This window comes from Vibrio sp. B1Z05 (genome assembly GCF_052955985.1).
Genome location: NZ_CP130464.1, coordinates 13513 through 31897, shown reverse-complemented (window position 1 = coordinate 31897; position 18385 = coordinate 13513). Strand labels below are relative to the sequence as shown.

The 18385-nt window shown below is 42.8% G+C and carries 18 protein-coding genes; 6 read left to right on the top strand and 12 right to left on the bottom strand.

Going from position 1 to position 18385, the window contains the following annotated elements; genetic code table 11:
- The first annotated feature begins 1 nt into the window (after window position 1).
- Together QV280_RS13105 and QV280_RS13100 are read left to right on the top strand one after the other, a co-directional pair.
- On the top strand, window positions 2–964 hold the full coding sequence (locus QV280_RS13105) for a LysR family transcriptional regulator (protein WP_152820240.1): 963 nt from the start codon (window positions 2–4) through the stop codon (window positions 962–964).
- Window positions 965–1357: 393 nt separating this feature from the next.
- Entirely contained in the window at window positions 1358–1915 is a 558-nt protein-coding gene (locus tag QV280_RS13100) for a VC2662 family protein (protein WP_023403270.1), read from the top strand.
- Between the two features lie 75 nt (window positions 1916–1990).
- Here QV280_RS13100 and QV280_RS13095 read toward each other — a convergent pair whose 3' ends face one another.
- From QV280_RS13095 to QV280_RS13080, 4 genes are read right to left on the bottom strand one after another with little or no spacing between them, the layout of a single operon-like run.
- Complete coding sequence (locus QV280_RS13095; protein WP_152820239.1) at window positions 1991–3154, bottom strand: ABC transporter permease; 1164 nt, start codon at window positions 3152–3154, stop codon at window positions 1991–1993.
- Window positions 3151–4290 carry an ABC transporter permease gene (locus QV280_RS13090; RefSeq protein ID WP_152820237.1) on the bottom strand — a complete coding sequence of 380 codons (1140 nt, stop codon included), beginning with the start codon at window positions 4288–4290 and terminating at the stop codon, window positions 3151–3153. Before QV280_RS13090 ends, QV280_RS13095 begins: the two co-directional genes overlap by 4 nt.
- A gap of 4 nt (window positions 4291–4294) precedes the next feature.
- Entirely contained in the window at window positions 4295–5275 is a 981-nt protein-coding gene (locus QV280_RS13085; protein WP_152820231.1) for an HlyD family secretion protein, read from the bottom strand.
- Window positions 5265–6653 (bottom strand): TolC family protein, encoded by a 1389-nt coding sequence (locus tag QV280_RS13080; RefSeq protein ID WP_052029579.1) that lies wholly within the window; start codon window positions 6651–6653, stop codon window positions 5265–5267. Before QV280_RS13080 ends, QV280_RS13085 begins: the two co-directional genes overlap by 11 nt.
- A 424-nt stretch (window positions 6654–7077) precedes the next feature.
- On the opposite strand from QV280_RS13080, the gene QV280_RS13075 reads away from it, so the two are divergent.
- Together QV280_RS13075 and QV280_RS13070 are read left to right on the top strand one after the other, a co-directional pair.
- Window positions 7078–9429, top strand: a complete 2352-nt coding sequence (locus tag QV280_RS13075; RefSeq protein ID WP_152820229.1) for a fatty acid cis/trans isomerase — start codon at window positions 7078–7080, stop codon at window positions 9427–9429.
- Window positions 9430–9681: 252 nt separating this feature from the next.
- Entirely contained in the window at window positions 9682–10641 is a 960-nt protein-coding gene (locus QV280_RS13070; RefSeq protein ID WP_152820226.1) for an ATP-grasp domain-containing protein, read from the top strand.
- Window positions 10642–10738: 97 nt separating this feature from the next.
- Here the strand turns inward: QV280_RS13070 and QV280_RS13065 are convergent, their stop codons facing one another.
- The 3 genes from QV280_RS13065 to QV280_RS13055 all read right to left on the bottom strand — a co-directional run bounded on the left by QV280_RS13065 (window position 10739) and on the right by QV280_RS13055 (window position 13214).
- Window positions 10739–11167, bottom strand: coding sequence for a bactofilin family protein (locus QV280_RS13065; RefSeq protein ID WP_023403263.1), 429 nt, complete (start codon window positions 11165–11167; stop codon window positions 10739–10741).
- Between the two features lie 255 nt (window positions 11168–11422).
- The gene (locus tag QV280_RS13060; protein WP_152820224.1) at window positions 11423–12079 is read right to left on the bottom strand and encodes an HAD family hydrolase; all 657 of its coding nucleotides are present in this window, start codon (window positions 12077–12079) and stop codon (window positions 11423–11425) included.
- Between the two features lie 127 nt (window positions 12080–12206).
- Window positions 12207–13214, bottom strand: coding sequence for an AraC family transcriptional regulator (locus QV280_RS13055; RefSeq protein ID WP_152820222.1), 1008 nt, complete (start codon window positions 13212–13214; stop codon window positions 12207–12209).
- A 301-nt stretch (window positions 13215–13515) separates the two neighbouring features.
- On the opposite strand from QV280_RS13055, the gene QV280_RS13050 reads away from it, so the two are divergent.
- Both QV280_RS13050 and QV280_RS13045 read left to right on the top strand, forming a co-directional pair.
- On the top strand, window positions 13516–14583 hold the full coding sequence (locus QV280_RS13050) for a sensor domain-containing diguanylate cyclase (protein ID WP_152820220.1): 1068 nt from the start codon (window positions 13516–13518) through the stop codon (window positions 14581–14583).
- A gap of 107 nt (window positions 14584–14690) precedes the next feature.
- Entirely contained in the window at window positions 14691–15716 is a 1026-nt protein-coding gene (locus QV280_RS13045; RefSeq protein WP_152820218.1) for an HD domain-containing phosphohydrolase, read from the top strand.
- A gap of 85 nt (window positions 15717–15801) precedes the next feature.
- Here the strand turns inward: QV280_RS13045 and QV280_RS13040 are convergent, their stop codons facing one another.
- From QV280_RS13040 to QV280_RS13020, 5 genes are all read right to left on the bottom strand, one after another.
- Window positions 15802–16917: a Fic family protein gene (locus tag QV280_RS13040; RefSeq protein ID WP_152820215.1), complete on the bottom strand. Its 1116-nt coding sequence runs from the start codon at window positions 16915–16917 to the stop codon at window positions 15802–15804.
- 143 nt (window positions 16918–17060) lie between these two features.
- A complete protein-coding gene (locus QV280_RS13035; RefSeq protein WP_253912537.1) occupies window positions 17061–17243 on the bottom strand; it encodes a hypothetical protein in 183 nt (60 codons plus the stop codon).
- A gap of 11 nt (window positions 17244–17254) precedes the next feature.
- Complete coding sequence (locus QV280_RS13030; RefSeq protein WP_240432779.1) at window positions 17255–17611, bottom strand: HipA domain-containing protein; 357 nt, start codon at window positions 17609–17611, stop codon at window positions 17255–17257.
- 20 nt (window positions 17612–17631) lie between these two features.
- Window positions 17632–17754 (bottom strand): hypothetical protein, encoded by a 123-nt coding sequence (locus QV280_RS13025; protein WP_301539986.1) that lies wholly within the window; start codon window positions 17752–17754, stop codon window positions 17632–17634.
- Window positions 17755–17757: 3 nt separating this feature from the next.
- Window positions 17758–18090 (bottom strand): helix-turn-helix domain-containing protein, encoded by a 333-nt coding sequence (locus QV280_RS13020; RefSeq protein ID WP_023403256.1) that lies wholly within the window; start codon window positions 18088–18090, stop codon window positions 17758–17760.
- Between the last annotated feature and the right edge of the window lie 295 nt (window positions 18091–18385).

Below are 18385 nucleotides of genomic sequence, written 5' to 3'. Positions count from 1 at the left end.
TATGAACCGAAGCTTGGCTAGAGTGGATTTAAACCTGTTGGTGACAATGGATGTGTTGTTAAGGGAAAGAAATGTCTCTCGGGCGTCTGAAGTGTTGTTTGTTTCTCAATCTGCGGTCAGTAGAGCGCTGGCACGTCTACGCGCCACTTTTGACGATCCTTTGTTTACTCGCGTATCAACAGGGCTAGTACCTACCGAGAAAGCGCTACTTATCGAAAAACAGCTACTGGTATTACTCCCTCAACTGCAACAAGTGTTCGGTTCAGAACAGTTTGACCCCTATGTCGCAGACAATAGTTTTGCTATCTCTATGCCTGCTTTTTTATCTAGTGCTCTATTTCCCAAATTAGTATTAAGACTGCAAAATATCGCCCCTAAAGTGACCATCACAGAACACTCAGCCAAAGCCAACCCGTATCCTGCTATTGACCAAGGCTATATTGATTTTGCATTGCACTTTATCCAACCTGCCAATGCAAAATATGTGGCGACACACTTGGGTTCATTGAGACCCCAGTTATTCGTACGCAACTCTCACCCTTTGAGTAAGAATAAAGAGGTGACGCTGCAAGATACGATAGCATTTCCTATGATTGGCATGGTCGTCGATGAGGATCAGCATCACTCTTTCAATGCACCCATTTTACAAGTCTACAAAGATCTGATGCACGAGAATCGCCCTATATTGAGAAGCTCTCAGACTCAAGTGTTGGTCGATGTGCTGGTTAAAACAGACGCCATATTATTTGGCACTAACAGCATCCAAGCCCTCCCCGATTTCGGCGAGCACTTTATTCAATTACCATCGCCAGAGTTAGATGGAAAAGAGGCGCTTGCGGTTCCGGCATACCTCATTCACCATCAAAGGTGTTCCAGCAGCGTGGCGCACCTATGGATGCAAACGATATTGATAGAAGAGTTGAGCGCATTGCTGCCACACAACAGCAACTTACGTGATATTTGATGCTTAATTGTACATTGCTAACTAAAGCCAAATCGCGTGAGAGCTCCATATTCTCGAGTTTGGCGATGATATTCCCCAATCACAAAACAATATGCACCAATAAGACACCAATAAGACACCAATAAGACACCAATAAGACACCAATAAGACACCAATAAGACACCAAAAATAAAATCGTTTAAATTCAGTGTCTTAAGTAAAATTTAATTTCCAAACTCATACTGGTAAACATTACATTCCATTTTTGCTAGTTATATCAAACCATTCGCACGACTATCATCAAGCCTACAAATTATGTCAATAACGATAGCAACTTAGCCATTTTCCTTAATTTTCGCTTCGTTGTTTGCTTGGCATCAAATTAAATTTAATCACCGTTAGGATAGATTCTGTATGAAAAAAAGACTTGTTGCCGTAGCTTTTGCTGCTAGCGTTGCTTCTTCATTTGCCTGTGCTCAAACACCTGTTATGTTTTCCTCAATCAACCTGAACGCACCGCACGATAATGTGGTTCACGGCGTACGTTTAGCGGTTCTACACGGTAAAGTATCTGAAGTTAAAGGGGTTGATTTCTCTTTAATTGGTATGTCTGAATCCGATCGTACTACCGGTGCAAACTTCAGCATCGCCTTTGGTGCAAACAAAATTAACAAAGAAATGACTGGTGTCTCTCTTGGTTGGTTTAACTGGAACACAGGTAAAGCGACAGGTGCTAACTTAGGTTTAGCCAACATTACTCATGATGTGAATGGTCTTAACTGGTCAGCAGTAAACTACTCAACAGGCACAACTGTGGCCGATGTGGGCCTTGTAAGCCTTTCAAACAAATCTACTGTACAGGTAGGTATCTTCAACAAAACTAAACACATTGACGCGGTACAAGTGGGTTTAGTGAACTGTGCCGATAACGGATTCTTTAAATGTTTCCCAATCGTCAACTTCCCTAAATAAGCAAAGATGACGTTATAGCAATTACAACGTTCGATATCACCACAGGTCTAAACCACTCAGACCTGTGGTCTCTTTCTACAATACCTTTCCCTCTTGCAATTTCATTGCCTGCTTACGCCTTCTTAGGGCATACACCAGTATTGACCAACCAATCACCTGCGCAATTAATAAGAAATATTGAGGCGTGACTTGAGAAAAATCAGCACCCATTTGATTCAGCTTTAAGAAGCCTTGAATGGCCGGAGTGCTTGGGAATAAGTTGGACAACCATATTAACGGAGTCGGGATTGCCTCAAGTGGCCAGATAAAACCGGCGCTAAAGACTAACGGCATTGAACTCATTAGCACAATCACAGTCACTAACTCACGTCTGGGTACTAGCATGCCTAGCAATAGCCCTATCATGCAACCGGACAATAAAAAGGGTGTACCGAAGATCAACAATTGCAATGGATGCGCTAAGCGAGCCACCGAATAAAAATCAAAGCTCCAACCAAAATAATAAGCGCCCAATACATAATAAAACCCAGTAAAGCACACCACTCTCGCCAGTAACCTCTGCCACGACTCGCGCTGTTCTTTAGCATTCTGGGCTATGGTTGGCTGGGTAATGGTTGCTCCTACGATACCAACGCCCATGACTAGGGTTTGTTGCAAAATCAACACAAACACCGCAGGAACCACATAATTAACGTATCCGCCAGTCACATTAAAGGTAGGCTTCATGTTCACATCAATTGACGCGTGGTGCTTGGTAGCGCTCACTAAAGGCTCCCCTTCCATAACCAGACGCGCCACTTTTGCTTTAGCGGCCAAAGTACCACCAGCTCGGGCTAACCCTTCCACAATGGTGCCGTATACAAGAAAATAGGAGGCATCACCAGCAAAGGATAGGGTCGGACTCTTGCCTAGCAATAGATCGCGATAGAAATGCTCTGGAATGACCAAAATCCCTCGCACATCACCATTTAAAAACTGCTGTTTCGCCTGTGCAATGCTGTGCGCTCGCTCTACAATCTGAATTTGAGAGGTAGCATCTACCATGCGCTCCAAATCAAAACTCACCTTGCTTTTGTCTAGATTCACCACCGTAATATGTTGCTGATTCGGAATTTGTTTTGCATAAGGCAGTGGATACAAAAACGAATAGAATACCACGCCACCAAAGATAGTAAGTACTACCACCGGATTGGTTAAAATGGCTTTTAATTCAAGCTTAAAGATGGACAGCCAATTCATGCTAACGCCCCTTTTATCTTTTTCGGAGCCAGTTTAGCCAGCACCAGTAGCAGAACTAAATACCCCAACATAGGAACGAGAAAACCTAAGGTTTGCAAAGTAGAAGCGCCATAAGACACCTGACTCACCTGCGCCTCGATATAATGGCTTATTGGCAACAAACTGCGCCAACCTTGTGCTAGCGTCCCCATATCCGTTACCGGAAAAGTGATCCCCATAAAGGCAAAACCTGGGGCAGTAAATGCACCGGCAAAACTCAAGGCTCTGGCTGCATCAAAGGTCATAAAGAAGAATACTGCGCCGACTAAAGTGCACGCCAGCACTGTGGCAAGCTGCGCAAAGATAAGCACCGCATAGCCGCCTTGCATCGGCCACTGCAAGTAGGCATAAAACCACAGTAAAAAGCCCACACCCAGCGTCCAATAAATCGGGATGTAACAGGCTAACATCTTCGTCATAGCGCCCACTACGCCCTGCTCAAGCCACTTATCCATAGTGCCTAGTCGCTTGTGCATTGCTAATGTCAGCACTGTACCCACCACAATCACTATTTGCCAAACAGCTGGCACAATCGCTGATACCAAAAACTGTGCGTAGTTGCTGTTTGAGTTAAACAGCGGCGTAATTTGCGTGCGCACCGTAACCGCTTTACCTAACGCACTTTTAATGGTTGAGTTACCAGAGGCTAGCTTTTTCGTCGTTTGTATCTTCGCATCAAATGTTCCCACTGAGCGCAATACCGATGAATTGACCAGTTTCCCCACTAAGATGTACTGACTGTTATAAAACACGCTGACTTGCGGTGGATTGGACAAGAAAATATCGCGGTCAAAATCTCTCGGGATCACCACATAGGCATAGATATCACTACCACTGAGCGCCCTTTTGGCATCATATTCACTTTGAAAGTGAGTACTAACATGCAGGGTTTCACTGGCATCAAGGTATCGAACCAACTCATGCGATAAACGGCTTTGCTGATGATCAACGACCGCAATCGGCAGTGCGCGAGCGATGCCTTGTGAAAAGATCCACCATAGGCTCACCGCCAGCAAAATCGGCACCCAAGTAATGGAGGCTAATAGCCATTTATCCCGCCACAATCGTTGCCATTCGTCCGCTATAAAACGAAACATACGATTACTCTTTTTCGTCTAGCGTTAACACAACACTCATACCAATGCGGAATTTATCCAAATCTTGCAGTGGACGAGCTTCCACTTCAAAAGTGCGTAAATCAAAGCCCTGACTGCTGTCCGTTGATCGCCATGTAGCAAAGTCGCCCATTACTGAAATATGCGAAATACGAAAACGAACCGTTTTATCTAATGCAGGAACAAACGCACTTATTTCTGAGTCTTTTTGGAAATGTTTAAGCAGATCTTCTCGCACATTAAACACCGCCCAAGAATCTAAGGTATCGATAACGGTCACTACCGGGAAACCTTGCGGAGCAAGCTCGCCGCTGTGCAGTAGCACTTGTGAGACTTCGCCATCAAACCAACTTTCAATATGGGTATCTGCTGCATAGGCTTCTACTTCTGCCACTGCGCCGGCGGCCATACGCGCTTTTTCACTGGCGGCTTTTTTGGTTTCAGAGCGTGCGCCTTCTTTGGCTAACAAGTACATTTGATGAGCGGCATTTTCTGTGTATTTAGCCGCTTGCCACTGCGTGTAGGCCTCGTCGCGTTTTTGCTCGGCGAGTACGCCGTCTTGATATAAATTATCCACGCGGCGATAGGTTTTCTCCATCAACTCAGACGCTGCTTTCGCTTTACTCCATTGATCACGAGCAGCAGAAATTTGCTGAGTACGAGCACCGTTTTCCGCTTCTTGAGCTAATGCACCGGCGGCTTCTTGTCCTGCGCGCGCCTGCTCTAATTTGGCATCAATTTCTGGGCTGTAGATAGTAAAGATAAGATCACCTTCCTTAACCTGATCGCCCTTTTTCACATTAATACTTTCAATGCGACCTGGAACTTTAGAAGAGATGCTGTATTGCTGAGCGGTCATCTGTCCTTGAATGCGAATAGGCTGTGGTTGGTAAGCTTGATAAAAACCGTATCCAACAAGACCAATAAGGACTACTGCGACTAGAGCAATAGGGGTTTTAGCTGACATTGACTTCTCCTTTAGTGCCTACGCTAGCTTCATTGATAGCCTTGTTAGGACGGGTCTCATATTGATTAAAAGTGTTCATTTTGCCACTCAGTGCGAGCAGTTTATTCAGTGATATTAAGTAGTTAAAACGAGCAACATGCTGCTGGGTTTGAATGCTGGCAAGGTATAACTCCGCATCCACCACATCTAACGAGTTAGATAACCCTTGGCTAAACATTTTTCGACGTAAGCGTAGGTTTTCTTCGGCGAGCTCGATACTGGTCTCTAGCCCTTTGACCTCTTCCATCGACTGCTCGGCTTCCAAATACGTTTTTTGTACTAATACCGAAAGATCTTGCTTCGCCTGAGCGCGCAAATGAGTGATTTGCAATACTGCGCTATGAGCGGCGTCGAGTTGGCTAGAGCGGCCACTGGTTTCAAGTAACGGAATACTGACCCCTACCCCGACAAACCAGTCTGGCTTTAATTGCGAGGCTAACGAGTCATCTTCATACAGGTTGTAATCTCCGTATAAATACACATCTGGGTAGTATTTACTTTTTTGCACATCCGTTAACCCTTTGGCTTGTTTCTCTTTGGCATCCAAAATAGACAAGCCCGGATAGGTCACTAACGTTTCGTTGGTATAGGCACTTAAAGGAGGAAGCGATTTATTGATAAAGAGGGGGCTAACAGGGGTCACGGTTTGCGACTGATTTAAAATTTGCGTTAATGCACTGGTGGCAATTTCTAAATCTCGCTCTGCTTTTTTTCTATCCACTTTAGCTTTGGCAAGCGATGCATCCGCTTGTAATCTTTCTACTCGAGCAATCTGCCCTTGCTTTTCTAACTTGGCGGCAAAGCTGGCATGTTGCTCCAAGCCTTTCTCTACATTTTTGTAGGTTTCAACCACTTGCTTAGACAGTACAACCCCAAAATAGTACTTGGCTAAATCTTCATATCGGGCTTGTCGCTCCATCTCTAGTTGTGCACGAGCTTCGTCGGTTTGTGCAGACGCAATAGATTGTGCCGAAATGATTTTACCCCCAGTAAAGATGGGCCAAATCGCTCGAATAGAAGAGGTAAATACGTCTTTTTCTGCAATAGTTGAATAAGAGCTGGCTAAGATTGGCAGAGAAATAGGCGGCAGTGCGATAGGGGTCGAAATACTATCAGCAATCTGTTGTCCACTAAGCTTAATGTCATCATCCAGACGGGTGTAGTTGGCATTTAAAGTGACCGACGGCAAATTTAAGCTCTGTTTGGCACTTTGCAGGTTTCGATAGCGGTCAACATTGGCTTGGCTAGCCGCCAGAGAGTTGTTTTGTTGCTGTAACAATGCCCACGCTTGAGAGAAGGTCACAGGTTGAGCAACAGCAGGTAGCGCAAACCCACACATCAACGCAATGACAATACGTTTAAATTTCACCTTGTTCTATTCCTTGGCGATATCTGTCGATTAAAAATTAGAATATATACTCTATTTTATCTCGGATACTAAAACAATCAGACTACAAGTGTAGTGTGATATCACTGACTTAAAAGATAGATTTTTCATACAATTAGAAAAAATTACACGATTTGGCATACTCAAATACGAATAAGTCGCCTGCTACGATAATACTCTCTATTAAAACAAGATAAATATCCGACAGCATTTAACCGACAATTTCTCTCCATAAGTTCGTAATTCTATTAATTACAGTGTGTTATCAAAGATATATTCTCTTTAATATCCTTCACTATGAACTCATATTCTTTGACACGAATTGCAGATGCGACCATCATAAAAGAGTCGCTTTTATTGAGGATATGGATGTTAAATGAAAAAGTACGCACTGATTGCCTTCATCATTGTATTTACTGGTTGTAGTACCTTCGTAGGATTAAATTTTGAAGCGCTGTTTGGCCCCGAAAAGGTTCAAGATAGAACTGTCTCACACGACTTCTCGCAAGCTCAGTATTTTATCGAAGAGGTGCAACCTATTCTCGATAAACGATGTGTTGTCTGCCACGCTTGTTATGACGCCCCCTGCCAACTCAAACTGACCTCACCAGAAGGCATAGACCGAGGCGCAACCACGGCGATGGTGTATCAAGGTGCTCGCTTGACTGCCACCACTCCAACTCGATTATATGAAGATGCGTTTTCCACCCAAGAGTGGCGTGAACATGGCTTTTATCCTGTTTTGAATGAACGCCTGCAACGCGCAGATGCCAATATAGAAGCGGGAGTAATGGCGCAGTTGTTAATTCAAAAAGAAGAGTTTCCTCTTCCGCAAGATGTCATTTTAGATGATGACGATTTTGATTTTAGCCTCGACCGCGCCTTTGTCTGTCCCACTTCAGATTCTATTCAAGCCTATAAAGAAGAATACCCGCTCGCCGGAATGCCTTATGGCATGCCCGCACTTGCTAACGACGAACAACAAACCTTGCTTGCATGGCTACGCCAAGGGGCAAGCATGTCAGAGCCAACGCCTCTCACCAAAGCGCAACTTGCAGAGGTGGCTAAATGGGAGGCGTACTTCAACCAAGATGACCTAAAGCGTCAAATTACCAGTCGTTATATATACGAGCATCTGTTTCTTTCGCATATCTACTTCTCTGAGCATGAACAAACGCGCTTCTTTAGCCTAGTACGCTCAGCAACGCCTCCCGGTGAACCAGTAAAACGTATTGCGACGCGCCGACCTTATGGCGATCCTCAAGTTTCACGTGTCTACTACCGCTTGATTGCAGAGCGCGAAACCATTGTCGACAAAACCCACATGCCATACGCACTAAACCAAGAGCGCATGCAAAAATGGCTAACATGGTTTGATAAAGCCGATTACACCATTAAAAAACTGCCAAGTTACGACATTGAAGTGGCATCTAACCCCATTCTCGCCTTTGCCGATATTCCTGTCGATTCTCGCTACAACTTCCTTTTAGACGAAGCGCAAAACACCATAATGGCCTTTATTAAAGGACCTGTTTGTCGCGGACAATTGGCCCTAAACGTAATTAATGACCACTTCTGGGTATTCTTTACCAACCCAGGCCGCATGGATAACAAAGTGGCGACTGATTTCCTTAGATCTCAAGCCGAAAATATGGCATTGCCGGGGCAATTAGACAGCAATACCACACCACTGTTTAACTGGGTCAAATTCTCTAAATCTCAGTCTATCTATTTGACAGAGAAGATGAATTTCATGAATGACCATTTTAAAAATGGTGAGCATCTAGACATTGATATCATCTGGAATGGGGACGGCACTAACCCTAACGCAGCCCTAACAATTTTCCGCCACTTCGACAGTGCAACAGTGGCAAAAGGCTTAGTCGGCAATCAACCCAAAACCGCTTGGGTTATCGACTATTCATTGTTAGAGCGTATTCATTACTTGCTCGTAGCTGGCTTTGATATTTACGGTAACTTTGGCCACCAGCTCATTACCCGCATGTATATGGATTTACTGAGAATTGAAGGAGAAACCAATTTTATTGCGCTGCTACCAAAAGAGTCTCGCCACGATATTTTATCCAGTTGGTATGAAGGCCAATCTATAGAATTTACTGATTACCTAACGCGTAACGCCAAGCCTTTTGATCAAGAATCAGGCATAGAATATCGCACCAACGACCCTAAGACTGAGTTGCTGACACTGCTGACTGAGCATGTCTCGTCAATCCTTGAGCCGCGCTATGAAATCGCCAATACACCGCTCAAGCGAGAAAGTGAGTTGTTATTGCAACAAATCAACAGTTTAGTGGGTGGAGGCATCGAAAACTTTCCACAACTAATGACAATCAACATAGAAGCAGACAACGGGCAACAGCACGTATTTACCTTAGTGCACAGCAACGCACACACCAATATCTCCAGCTTATTTGCCGAAGAAGATAACCGCAAACCCGAAGAAGACACCCTCACCTTAGTAAACGGTATTCTGGGCAGTTATCCAGCGGCTTTCTTGACCCTGCAAGAGCGAGAAATCCCAGAGCTACTAAAACGCATTCGAGAAGTGGATGACGATGATGACTATGAAGAATTACTGGATCGTTTCGCTATTCGTCGTACCGATCTTAGGTTTTGGCCATTTAGCGACAAGATTCATGAATGGTATGCCAAAGATCAACCGATAGAAAACGGCCTACTCGACTACAACCGTTTTGAAAATCGATAACTCAGAAAAAGCAAATGCCCAAAGCCAATACCGAAAATAACGCGCTTTGGGCATTTCTCTAATACCTTGTTTAAACAATCAGTTAAAACGGTATCTCTAACTGACAACCCTACTTTAACCATTCGTGCCTGCCTGCATGTTATAAGCTATATCCATTTCATATACGCAATCGGCCACTTGGTACTGGCTTTCAGGTGAGGATTTGGCACTATCTAAATCATTCGATAAAAAGTGAGCGAAGGAAACGCTGTTATGAAACCAATCTATATTTTACATGAGAACGCAGAATGGGTTGCTCCACTTCATGAAGCCTTTAAAAAGCTAAACGTCCCCGCCAAAGAGTGGTTCGTCAATGAAGCCCATATCGAGTTTGATTGCGCTCCGGAAGATGCCATTTACTACAATCGCATGAGCGCCTCTTCACATACCCGTGGGCATCGTTATGCGCCTGAGTTGACTCGCATTATTGATAAATGGCTTGGTTTGCATGACGTGACTGTAGTCAACGGTAATGGCGTTATCGATTTAGAAGTGTGTAAGATTTCACAATACGCCGCCTTACAAAAAGCCGGCATCGCAACGCCAAAAACTCAAGCGGTAGTGGGGAGCGATTTAATCGTTGCCGCTGCAGAAAAATTTAACACTTGGCCTCTTATTATCAAACCAAACCGTGGCGGTAAAGGGCTTGGGGTTGAGAAATTCAACACCCTTGATGATGTAAAACTCGGTCTTAGACGACTCAAAGCCGACGCGCCTCTTGATGGCATTTGGTTACTGCAAGAATACGTAAAATCAACTCAACCTTACATTATCCGCTGTGAATATGTCGGTGGTAAGTTCTTATACGCGGTTAAAGTCTCAACCGAAGGTGGATTTGAACTCTGCCCTGCGGATGGTTGCTCTATTGAAGATGCTTTCTGTCCTGCATTTGCAGACAGTCAACCTGCTGACAACCAAGAAAAAGATAAGTTTGAAATCACCACAGCTTTGGATGACTCACCCTTGATAGGACTGCATGAAAAGTTCTTAGCCGATAACCACATTGATATCGCCGGCATCGAAGTCATCAGTGATGAAAACGGCAACTGGTATTCTTATGATGTGAATACCAACACCAACTACAACTCAAAAGCCGAAATTAAAGCGGGCGTGGCAAAATCAGGTATGCAAGCTATCGCTGAATATCTGGTGCAGTTAGCAGATAAATCTTAATTCACCGCCAACACCGCCAATAGCCCAAAACTAAAAAAGCCATTTTCCCCTCACTTATCAGGAAAATGGCTTTTTCATTGATGTTCGTTGTTTCTATTTAGCTATTTGATGCTTTGCTGGCTTTGATCGGCTCAGCTTTTTTCTCTTTTGAAGCAAGCTCAACCACTTGTTCTTTTTCAGCAGGTTTAATATCACCATTAAACTTACCGCCACGCTCAATGCTCAAGTCGTCAGTAAAGATTGTGCCTTTCACCTGACCGTTTTCAAGGATTTCAACCGAAGTAGCATGACAAGTGCCTTCGATAATACCATTGACGATCACTTTACCAGCAAAGATATCACCCGTAACTCGTCCAGATTGAGTAACCATAAGTGCTTGCTCTACGCTAACATGCCCAATGACAATGCCATCGACATGCATATCACTTTCTAGTTTAAACACGCCTTCAACTTGGCAGCCTTTCGCGATGAGCGTGGTGGCTGAATGTTTACTAGGTTTACCGTTACTTTGACCAAACAATCCCATTATTTACCTCTTGGTTATGCTGTGCAGTGTTATTTGAAACATTCACCAAACCAATGTGAACGAAGTGCGGTATTTTCCTCGATCACTGCCAGATGAACAACTTTTAACAGCATTGGAACCACTAAAAGGTGACCTAAGATCAAAAACGAAACAATAGTGAAGAATAATACCTAAAACCCTAGCCCGAAACACAACTAACAGCCACACAAAATAAATAACTTATTTTACAACTACTTAACAACAACTAGTTCACTGCTATAAGCTTTGTTTTAGCTCTGATAGCACCTCATTTAACGACGGTAAAATTTTATGTCCTAATGCAATGACCTCATCGGTTGGGGTTACTAAATCAGGAATTTGTACCATCTGTAAATTTGCTGCAACTCCAGCGCGTACGCCGTTATTTGAATCTTCAAACCCTAAACAATACATAGGATCAATATTCAATCGCTTAGCCGCTAATAAATAAATTTCAGGATCGGGTTTGCCACAAGTAACTTCACAGCCACAAGTCAAACTATCAAAATAATCATATAGACCGGCGAGCTTAAGTTTGATCGGCGCAAGTCGCTTGTCGGTAGAGGTCGCAACAGCCATTGGGATTTGCTGACTTTTAAGCCATTCAAGGAGTTCAATCACGCCCTCTTTTACTGGGATAGCTTGATGCTCTGACACGGCATGATAATACTGCATCCACTGTTTACGCAGCTTAGGATAATCAATATCCTTGGGGTAGCCCGCTCGAATGGTGCGCTCAATCCCTTGCTCATTTTGCCCAATAATGGCTAAGTATTCAGGCTCTAAAAACTCGATACCTAAAGTATGGCAGGCTTTCTCAAAGGCTTGTAAACAAACGCGCTCTGTATCTAACAACAGCCCATCCATATCAAAAATTACTGCTTTAAACGTCATCGAGCTTTCTTGCCTATCTGTGAATTTTACTCATTAAATGGATGGCTAACTTATCACAAATCAGTGCCGTTGCGACTTAAGAAAAGAGTAATACCGATCTATTGCTCTTTTAAAGAAGGTGCAGTATTCAAATCTTCGGCTTCTCCGTCACCGAATCTTTATACATTTTGGGAGTTAAACCTGACACTCGCTTAAATGCACGAGAGAAGTGCGACAAATTGGCATAACCTAATTGACTGGAAACATAGGTTAAAGAGTGCCCCTCTTCCAATAACTCACAAGCAACGGACAGCATTAGGTTTTCTTTCAGTTGTCTAAATGTGGTTTTTTCGGCTTTTAGCTTTCTTTGCAAGGTTCTGACTGAATAATCGAGTAGCTCTGCCGCGTACTCAACGCTGAGATCTTTCTCTTTTACATAGGGTTTTAATACCTCAAACACATTGTCAGTAAAACTAGTATGCCATTCCACAATCGCAGGTTTAGAGCTAAACGAACCTGAGGTTAGATGAATAGGCTGTTCAAGGATCTGTTGCGGGATGCGAATGGCTTTGTATTCCTGATCGATAAAGAGCTTACATCCTGTTGGCAAAATAGATTGAATAATATCAGTCTCTGTACCCTGAATTTTAATATTATCGGGCTGCCAACGAGAGTGAGTTAGCAGGCTCATTAGCTCAATAATATAAAGAATGGCAAATACCTCAGCCCACTGAAAATATTTGCGATCTTTGCCTACCGACTTAACACAAAACCAACTCAAACCATGTTCTTGTTTAAAGAACACATTGCTACTAGGAGTGTCGCTGCTAAAAATGGTATTGATATGAGGTAGTGCCTCACCAATGGTTTTGTACGGCTTAAACTGGTGCAGAATATAGGGAAGAATGCGACGTTTAATCGCTAGCGCAATCACCTCGGTAAACTTGGTCATTCCTAACTGATTCGAGCTTAAAAACAGTAGCCGTTTAATGGACTCTGAAGGAATAAAGTCACTTTCAGACTGAAGTAAATCCGCGGGCAGCCCGGAGTCTTCCAATAATTTATGCAGATCAACGCCATATTCACTGCACACTTCCACCAAAATTTTAGCGTAATTAGTCTGCAATACAGGCACATTAAATGCAGTCGAACTCATAAAATTCCCTTTTTATATAGTGACTTATACAGCATAGATTCAATACATTAAATTACTAGCCAACCCAACACGTAATATGACATCAAAACTTATAACGCAGAGCTCTTTATTGAGGTTGGCGTAAAGTGGTAAGCACTTTCTTTGCCGGCCATGCATACTTTTTGTTCACCAATCAAGAGGAAAGAAAGATGACCGTACACTCAAAAATCCAAGACATTCAAGAATTACCCGAGCACATCGATTTGGCCACTATGATTAGAGAGCAACTCGCAGCACTGGATACACAAAAGTAAGGCTGAGCATGTCTGACTTACTGGTTAGCGACTCAGCAAATCAAAAATGGAAAGCGAGCTTATTTAGTCTGCTTTTCATTTTAGCTTGTTTGATGATCGCATTAAGCGCAACGACAGAAAAGACGGTGAGCCTTAACTTAGAGGTATTTACAGCCATTGCTCTGAGTTTAGTGACAGCTTTTATTATCTATCGCCTTGAACGTCAACATCACTATAAAACCCTGACCCTAGCGGCGACTGATAAAGTGATGGGAGTACTCATTTTAGATCCATCGCTAAAGACCGAATATGTCAATAAGCAGTTTTGTCGCATCACTGGCTATGCAAGAAAGCAACTCAACACTCTTTCTGTAACAGAGCTACCTTTTGTACAACACACAGAGTTAATCAACACTGTAATGGCACAATTGCAGGTAAGTGACTATTGGAGCGGTGAGTTTAGTGCTATCAGCCAATTTGGTGAACCATTTAGCGTGATGCTATATGTTCACAAACAACGCAATAAAATGGGTGAAACAACGCGCGTCATCATTACTTGTACCGATATCAGTAACTTAAAAAGAACACAGCAAAGGTTAATGACCTTAACCGAGAAAGATCCTCTCACCAATCACTGGAATCGTCGTCGCTTTGATAGCGCCCTTAGCAAGCTCAGTAATGAGGTAAAACAAGATCCTTTATTTCATGCTTGCTTGATCATTGTGGATATCGATTATTTTAAAGACATCAATGATCTACATGGCCACGATGAAGGGGACAGAGTGTTGATTGAAGTCGCCAATACCTTAGCCAATAACAGCCGAGACAGTGATTTAGTTTGCCGAATTGGCGGGGAAGAATTTGCCGTGCTCATGCCCAGAACAAATATGCTTGATGCCATTGATGCTGCGCATCGATTAAAAGCCAGTATTCACAACAACCACAACCTAGGTGTGACCGTCAGTTGCGGAGTATCTCCTGTGCTAGAGCAAGAGCTAAAAACCTATCGCGAAGCAGACCAAGCGTTATACCGCGCTAAACGTGCTGGGCGAAACCGAGTCATGAATTCAGCCAGTGTAAAGCAAATAACACGCTGATCCACATAAGTTCTACGCTTACACAGTGGTGAGATAAGCAATCTGTTTCTACACTTCTATTTCTATACTAAAAGTATCGTAATTTCATTGAGTTAAATGAGGAAAGAATGACTTCCAAACCTATAGTGCTTGTGGTTGATGATACACCAAACAATTTGGATGTTCTGACTGGCGTGCTGGAAAATGACTACCAAGTGCGTGTTGCGATCAACGGCCGACTGGCAATCAATATTGCGCAAATGCAGCCACAGCCAGATATCATTTTACTCGATATTATGATGCCAGAGATGGACGGCTACCAGGTTTGCCAAATTCTCAAATCTCAGCCTAATACAGCGCACATTCCTGTTATTTTTGTCACCGCCAAAATTGCCCCAGAAGATGAAGTAAAAGGGTTAGAGCTAGGCGCTGTCGATTACCTAACTAAACCGGTCACACCTGCGGTTGCACTGCGCCGAATCAAAACTCAATTGGCATTGCACGATCAACAAAAAGCTTTGTTTGAAAAAGTAAAAGAGCAAACTAAAAAGATCAACGAAGGTAAATTAGAAACCATACAAAGCCTTGGCCGCGCCGCTGAATTTAAAGACAACGAAACGGGTATGCATGTGATGCGTATGAGCCATTATTGCTACGTGCTCGCATTGGCGGCAGGTATGACAGCAGAAGATGCGGAAACCTTACGTGACGCTGCACCTATGCACGATGTAGGCAAAATTGGCATTCCAGATGAAGTGCTGTTAAAGCCCGGCAAGCTCAATGCTGAAGAGTGGAAGATAATGCAAAGCCACGTCAATATTAGCGTAGAAATTCTAGGGCAATACAGCCACTCAGAGCTACTTAAAGTGGCCATTGATGTGGCGCAAAACCACCATGAGAAATGGGACGGTACGGGTTACCCAAATCAAACCGCAGGCACTGATATCCCTCTAGTGGGTCGAATTGCCGCTATCGCCGACGTCTTTGATGCTCTCACCTCAGCCCGCCCTTACAAGCAAGCGTGGAGCGTTGAAAAAGCCATCGAACTGATCCGCAGCGAAAAAGGCAAACATTTTGACCCTATGCTGGTGGATCTGTTCATCGAAAACCTTGATGAGATTTTGCGGTATAAAGAGCAGTATCAAGATCAGTAGTGTTAGTTTTATCTCTTGGGTTAATCATTTATCTTTGATTGCACTTGGTGTAATCAAAGGAAACCCTCTAGTATATAAAACCTCTTCATAAATTAGCTTCTATATCCATCAACAAATATCGTGTACTTCGCCCCCCAGACTCAGATCTCACTAGGCAACCAAGCTCCACAAGAGTGGCTAAATGCCGTGTCGCCGTTGGTTTACTTACCTTCGCTACTTTATGGTACTGAGAAGTATTTATTCCAGCAGGGAAATCCCCATCTAGCATGCTATTAAGTACCTTGGTTTGCTCTTGAGAAAGTCTACTTTGTTCGGTTTTTCTCCAAAAGTTCGTTTTAAATACGGTTTGTTCTATTTCCCTTGACGCTGCATCAAATGTTTCATTCAGCGTAATAAGAAACCATTTTAGCCAAGACGTTATATCGACTCCGCCTTTCTGAGTTTTCTCCAATATTTCATAATAACTTTTTCGGTTTGCCAGAATAGCTACTGACATTGCATAAAACCGTACTGACTGCTGCTCTGCTTGAGCCAAAGCAAGATCGGTAAGAAGTCTGGTTATTCTGCCATTACCGTCATCTAAAGGATGTAAGGTTACAAACCACAGATGTGTGATCGCAGCTCTCAACAAAGGGTCGAGCGAAACATCCGTTTTTGACTCATTAAACCATTCAATAAATTTACAAAGTTCATTATCAAGAATATCTCTTGTGGGTGCCTCAAAATGTACAACGGGTTTATCTATACGTCCAGATACGACTTGCATGGGAGCGTCACCTCTTAACTGTCCACCAAGCACAGGATTAAAAAGAGTGCATCCTTCAGGAAACAGCAATGAGTGCCATTGTAAGATTCGTTTGAGGGTCAATGGGGTATCTAGATTATTCACCGCATCCAACATTATCTCTGCAAGACCATCCGTTTGCGTAGTGGTTGGAAATGGCTTTTCTTCCGTAACGCCCAATCTATTTGCAAGAGAGGATCGCACTGAAAATGCATTTAATTTCTCTCCCTCTATTGCGCTAGAATGAATAATATTAGCTAACAAGGTATCAAGTTGATTCTGAGTTTTATCAAGCGGCTGACAAAGCATCTTGCCAAGCAAAACACCTTGATTGAGCCGAGTATCTCTTACAAGAGGTTCAATGACACTTTTATCCCACTTAAAGTTAGGCCATGACTCTTGTTGCCAAATCCACATAAAAGCTCCTTGATTCGAAAATAGTACATATTCGAATCACATTATGATTCGAATAAACTTAATATTCAAATCACAATGTGATTTGTTTAAGGTGTGTATTCATATCATTGACTCAAATTAGGCCAAAAATATTACCTACAGCGCTAAATAAAACAACCTTCCATCGTTTGCCTTTCGCCTCTAGAAGCTCCAGCATCTACCGCATACTTTTCCCAACGAGAAACAACGCGAACCAAATTTTGATGAATGTCGACAGCCTCTTTTTCAGTAAGTTGAAAATACGGCACCACTTCTAGTGCGAGTTCTGGTGATAATTCATTACTCATATCATCAATATTTAGATGTAAACCAGTAGCATATAGAGTGGGATTAATATCATAGGCAGGAGAAAGAGCCCAGCCCCCTTTGTCAAAAGAAACCCATGATTACGCAAATGATCATCACTATTAGAGACCATTATATTAAACAGCATTCTTGTCCATAGTTGCTTCAAATCACTCTTAGTATTGCTACCATAATTAATCAGGAATTCAGCTAACTCTAAATAGCTCGCTCCGTCATCATTACCATCAAAATATTGAAGCTGAGTCATTGCAGAAGTGAAGTGAATACGACGGTTATCTGCAGTTCTATCAAATCGCTTTGTTAAGAATACATGATGCTCACCAGGGTATAAATGAAGCTCTGGGTCGATTTGATGTACGATAGGAGACTTTAACCATTCTTCATCATACGTAAAACTAAAATGCTCTTTTTGCGCACCACTTCACTTCTCAAAGTACCCACTAAAACAGGTGTGTTCGTCTCAACCCAATCTGCGTAGACATAGATTTCCATTAATTACTTTCTCCCTGAGCGAAGAAGCTCTATATCTTGTAACTTTCTTCCTAGAGCATCATCACGAGCCACTACCTCAACATCTTCTACCAACCCCAGAACTGCAAGCACATTGACATAATGCCCAATAGAGACCGTTGGATCGCCTTTACAAATTTTGCGTAGCGTTGGCTTTGATAAACCTGTTCGCTTGTGCATGATGTCTTGTGTTAGTTTTCGCCGCTTGATCGCAAGTGTGATGTTTTCACCTAGTCGCTCTAAAGACTTTAAATGCTTGGGAAAGACAACCGCACTGCGTTTATCTAAGGATATAGAGCTCTTAGTATCTGCATTCATAGTAAAACTATTTTTTCACTTAACCACTGATAAAGGAAATTATAGTTTCACAATAAAATAAAGGCAAAGTAATATACATTATAAATATTAAGATGCTGACTTAAATTATGTTTCCATCATTTATTTCAGTTTCTACATTCAAATTACGTTCAAATCACGCTCATAAAAACAACATTCAATAGACTCCAAAGCAATAAAAACAAAAACTCCGCCCAATACACCAAGTGGCATAATATGGTAAAAGCCACCAGCGAATCTGGCCGATACTACACCTGTTCCGACGACAAACACTTTT

Bases quoted from the DNA above. Each gene is read 5' to 3' on its own strand.
- QV280_RS13105 (WP_152820240.1), top strand. From the start codon at position 2: ATGAACCGAAGCTTGGCTAGAGTGGATTTAAACCTGTTGGTGACAATG.
- QV280_RS13100 (WP_023403270.1), top strand. From the start codon at position 1,358: ATGAAAAAAAGACTTGTTGCCGTAGCTTTTGCTGCTAGCGTTGCTTCT.
- QV280_RS13095 (WP_152820239.1), bottom strand. From the start codon at position 3,154: ATGAATTGGCTGTCCATCTTTAAGCTTGAATTAAAAGCCATTTTAACC.
- QV280_RS13090 (WP_152820237.1), bottom strand. From the start codon at position 4,290: ATGTTTCGTTTTATAGCGGACGAATGGCAACGATTGTGGCGGGATAAA.
- QV280_RS13085 (WP_152820231.1), bottom strand. From the start codon at position 5,275: ATGTCAGCTAAAACCCCTATTGCTCTAGTCGCAGTAGTCCTTATTGGT.
- QV280_RS13080 (WP_052029579.1), bottom strand. From the start codon at position 6,653: ATGTGTGGGTTTGCGCTACCTGCTGTTGCTCAACCTGTGACCTTCTCT.
- QV280_RS13075 (WP_152820229.1), top strand. From the start codon at position 7,078: ATGAAAAAGTACGCACTGATTGCCTTCATCATTGTATTTACTGGTTGT.
- QV280_RS13070 (WP_152820226.1), top strand. From the start codon at position 9,682: ATGAAACCAATCTATATTTTACATGAGAACGCAGAATGGGTTGCTCCA.
- QV280_RS13065 (WP_023403263.1), bottom strand. From the start codon at position 11,167: ATGGGATTGTTTGGTCAAAGTAACGGTAAACCTAGTAAACATTCAGCC.
- QV280_RS13060 (WP_152820224.1), bottom strand. From the start codon at position 12,079: ATGACGTTTAAAGCAGTAATTTTTGATATGGATGGGCTGTTGTTAGAT.
- QV280_RS13055 (WP_152820222.1), bottom strand. From the start codon at position 13,214: ATGAGTTCGACTGCATTTAATGTGCCTGTATTGCAGACTAATTACGCT.
- QV280_RS13050 (WP_152820220.1), top strand. From the start codon at position 13,516: ATGTCTGACTTACTGGTTAGCGACTCAGCAAATCAAAAATGGAAAGCG.
- QV280_RS13045 (WP_152820218.1), top strand. From the start codon at position 14,691: ATGACTTCCAAACCTATAGTGCTTGTGGTTGATGATACACCAAACAAT.
- QV280_RS13040 (WP_152820215.1), bottom strand. From the start codon at position 16,917: ATGTGGATTTGGCAACAAGAGTCATGGCCTAACTTTAAGTGGGATAAA.
- QV280_RS13035 (WP_253912537.1), bottom strand. From the start codon at position 17,243: ATGAGTAATGAATTATCACCAGAACTCGCACTAGAAGTGGTGCCGTAT.
- QV280_RS13025 (WP_301539986.1), bottom strand. From the start codon at position 17,754: ATGGAAATCTATGTCTACGCAGATTGGGTTGAGACGAACACACCTGTT.
- QV280_RS13020 (WP_023403256.1), bottom strand. From the start codon at position 18,090: ATGAATGCAGATACTAAGAGCTCTATATCCTTAGATAAACGCAGTGCG.